Origin of the sequence: Halomonas sp. 3F2F (genome assembly GCF_014897805.1) — a bacterium.
In the GTDB taxonomy this organism is placed as follows: Bacteria; Pseudomonadota; Gammaproteobacteria; order Pseudomonadales; family Halomonadaceae; genus Vreelandella.
The window spans coordinates 1-1,102 of the sequence record NZ_JABUZE010000064.1; the positions used below are offsets into that span (position 1 = coordinate 1).

The window sequence follows — 1,102 nt, forward strand, 5'->3', positions numbered from 1 at the left end:
CTCGCTTATGTGATTTACACCTCGGGTTCTACCGGGCGACCCAAAGCAGCGGCCAACCGTCACCATGCACTAACCAATCGCCTACAGTGGATGCAGGAGGCCTATGGCCTAACGGCTGACGATGCGGTGCTACAGAAAACGCCCTTCAGCTTCGATGTCTCGGTATGGGAATTCTTCTGGCCGTTGATGCAGGGGGGGCGCCTAGTGATGGCGCCACCAGGCGCTCATCGCGAACCGGCACAACTGGTCGAATTAATCCGTACCCACAACATCACTACACTGCACTTCGTGCCGTCGATGCTTCAGGCCTTCTTGGCGCATGGCGAGGTAGAAGCCTGTACTAGTCTGACTCGCCTGGTATGTAGCGGTGAAGCGCTACCGGCAGAGTTGCAGAACCAGGTGTTTGCCCGCTTGCCTCACTCGGAGCTCTACAACCTCTATGGCCCCACCGAAGCAGCTATCGATGTTACCCACTGGACGTGCCAAGACGATGGGGGCAATCAGGTAGCGATCGGACAACCGGTCGCCGGTATCCGTACCTATGTGTTGGACGGCGATCTTAACCTGGCGCCGCCAGGAGTCGCGGGTGAACTCTATCTCGGTGGCGTGGGCTTAGCACGGGGCTACCTGCACCGCCCTGACCTTACCTCAGAACGCTTTGTCGCTGATCCGTTTGCGCAGGGCGAACGCCTCTACCGCACCGGCGATCTGGTGCGCTGGCGGGAAGATGGCCAGCTCGAGTACCTGGGCCGCCTCGATCACCAGGTGAAGATCCGAGGCCTACGTATCGAACTGGGTGAGATCGAGGCCGAGCTATTAGCTCAGACGGAGGTTCGCGAGTCAGTAGTGGTCGCTCAAGAAGGCCCCGGTGGTTCTAGGTTAGTCGCTTATGTGGTTCCCCAAGCCGACAGTGAGCTCGACACCAGCTCACTACGTGAAGCGCTGGGTCAACAGTTGCCAGATTATATGGTGCCGGGAGTTGTGGTTACGCTCGATAGACTGCCGCTGAATGCCAACGGCAAAGTAGACCGCAAAGCCTTACCCGAGCCGGATTTGATCAGTGGCTCTCAGCACGAGCCGCCTCAGGGCGAGATGGAAGAAG

At 58.8% G+C, this 1,102-nt stretch carries 1 protein-coding gene; it reads left to right on the forward strand.

Annotation, left to right across the window (positions count from 1 at the left end; translation table 11 throughout):
• Positions 1–1,102, forward strand: a 1,102-nt coding sequence (locus tag INT21_RS07170; protein ID WP_193085024.1) for an amino acid adenylation domain-containing protein, incomplete at both ends; no start/stop codon positions are given.